The sequence below is a fragment of the Candidatus Poribacteria bacterium genome, assembly GCA_021295755.1.
Lineage (GTDB): Bacteria > Poribacteria > WGA-4E > WGA-4E > PCPOR2b > PCPOR2b.
On the sequence record JAGWBT010000142.1, the window covers coordinates 1 to 2,286 of the forward strand.

A 2,286-nucleotide genomic window follows, 5' to 3' on the forward strand; every position below is an offset into this window, starting at 1 on the left:
AATCGACTGCGCTGATCGCATAGCTGATCAAACCGGTTGCACCAAAGGCGGTTGATGATCGCACCATCATATCCCACAGTTTCTCTGTCGCCATGCAATTTTCGCCAACGAGGCGTGGGGCAAAGTAATCCGTGATGATTCGAGTCACTGGACCGCCATGGAGCGAAATTCCGAACCCCCAAGTGCCATCTTCCGCTGTCACAATACATGCAGGTCTTTTCCATTCTAAGGAGGCATCCCCCACTTTTTTGTCGAACGTTGGATAACGGGAAATGGGTCGATTCATTGGATATGTACTGGCTCGACTTGGTGTCCGTGGCGGTGTTGTTGGTTTCGGATTTAACTCAATTTCTACAACGCGAATTTCTTTAATATTCATAGAATCTCCTTTCTGCATCAGAGAAAAGTATAAATCTAGTAACTTCATTGACTATGGTGGCTTAACAGCGTCAAACGGACCATAGCCCTGAGAGCATTCAAGTCTGATTATACCATCTTTGGAGAAATTCATGGGCGGATAAGTTCCGTTGTTTGTTGGTAGGCACGCCGAATTGCAAAAAGGAGAAGTCCGAACTCAATTTTTGCTTCAAGCGTGGGATCGTCTGTTTGATAATGCTTCAGAACCGCATCGACAATTTTTTTGGCTGCGATACCGTCAGGGGATAAATCTGAATACATTTCTATGGCGAACTCGGATAGGTCTACGGCGGGATCGTGCATCAGCGTATCCGCAAAATCGATAATGGCGAGTTGTTCCAGATTTCCCTGTACAAAAAGTAGATGGTTTATTTGGAGATCGCAGTGAACCACAGTCCACCGCTGATCTAAAGATTCCCGCAAGTTCTCTAGCGTTTCAGTCCATTCCTTTGTTTTGACTTTTACAGTGTGTTTCTCAATAAAAGCGAGTTGTCGTCTTGCTTCGCAGAGTGCAACTTCAAAGGGATCATCTGCACGTGGGATGTATTTCAAGACCTCAACTGGAAACTTGTGGTTGTGCAAAAAGGATTCCAACGCTCTGGGGGTGAATTCCTCAAATGCTTCTATCGGAAGTGAAGCACCATCAATCCTTGAAAACATCGCATAGAACCCCTTTTCATGCACCATGATCGGTTTTGCTACAACGAAGGGCAGTGGCTGTGTATGCAGATATTCTATAAGTTTAATCTCTTTTAGCAGTCCTGTGCGGCTGTTATTACGGCGAGGAACCTTGAGGATACTGTCATTCCGGTAGTAAAAGGTCAGACTATCACCGCCCTGGTGACGATTGGATACAGGTTTCAGGTTCGCTAGGGAGATATCTGCAGCGAACTGTTTAAGAAAATCGTATACGTTATCTGCTCCAATTTCAGTCGTTTCATCCATGGCAATACCTTTGCGTTCTGAACCTTTAATCGAAAGTTTTCTCTAATTCGTAAGTCCAATCCACGACGCGATAGCCACAGTTGCTGTAAAACAGGAATGCACGGTAGTTCTCCCAATCAGTGCTAATCGTCGCGTGGCGATATCCGACTTTGCACATCTCTTGAAGCGAGTATTGGAGCAGATAACGTCCGATACCTTGTCCTTGATGCGGATCTTCAATATCAAGCCCGGTGGTATGCAGCCAGTCTTGTGCATCGGGATGGCTTGAAAACTCACCGCCGGAAACCGATTCACATTCTCCAATCTTTTCACCATCTAGGTAGGCAGACACAGAACAATTGGGGCGTTGTCCGCTCCCCTGTTCCCAGTCAACAGAAAACGTTATCGGCACACTTGAAGGTATTGGTGTGACAGAATAGTTCTCCCAATCCAAGAAAACTTCCCCTGAACAGTATTGATAACCGTTGAATCCGAGGAGTGCTTGAACATGGTCGAGTCCGTCTGATAAGCCAGCATTTTCAAAATGATAGAAATGATACCGACAATCCTGTGAAAAGGCATCAATGTGGGAGACGTTACACACTTCCAAATAGGCTTCCGCTTTTTCAAGTACGGCTTGTCCGGCCCGCCGTGCACCGCGCTCGTAACCCAAAAACCGAATAACGCCTACAGGAGTTTTCCCGTGACCGATGCCAATGTGAATAAACGCCTGTATGGTGCGATTTTCTGTCGCAATGAAAGCTGTTTCAAAGTCGAGCCCACCCTCATTATTAATCCCGCGCATCGCAAAGGCGAACTCCTCCTCCTTGACCGGGTAGCAATGCGGAACGTTGACGGTCAGGCGATTATAAAATTCCGTCAAAACACTTTGCAACTTTGGTGTATATTGAACGATGTTCATCTCTACTCCATTTAGATTTTGGT

General features: G+C 46.0%; 3 protein-coding genes. All 3 read right to left on the bottom strand.

Going from position 1 to position 2,286, the window contains the following annotated elements; genetic code table 11:
- Positions 1 to 379, bottom strand: a 379-nt coding sequence (locus tag J4G02_18335; protein ID MCE2396494.1) for a hypothetical protein, incomplete at its 3' end; no start/stop codon positions are given.
- A 128-nt stretch (positions 380 to 507) separates the two neighbouring features.
- Positions 508 to 1,362 (bottom strand): aminoglycoside phosphotransferase family protein, encoded by an 855-nt coding sequence (locus J4G02_18340; GenBank protein ID MCE2396495.1) that lies wholly within the window; start codon positions 1,360 to 1,362, stop codon positions 508 to 510.
- Positions 1,363 to 1,387: 25 nt separating this feature from the next.
- Positions 1,388 to 2,286, bottom strand: an 899-nt coding sequence (locus J4G02_18345) for a GNAT family N-acetyltransferase (protein ID MCE2396496.1), incomplete at its 5' end; no start/stop codon positions are given.

Excerpts from the sequence above, each read along its gene's own strand:
- J4G02_18340 (MCE2396495.1), bottom strand. The coding sequence starts at position 1,362 with ATGGATGAAACGACTGAAATTGGAGCAGATAACGTATACGATTTTCTT.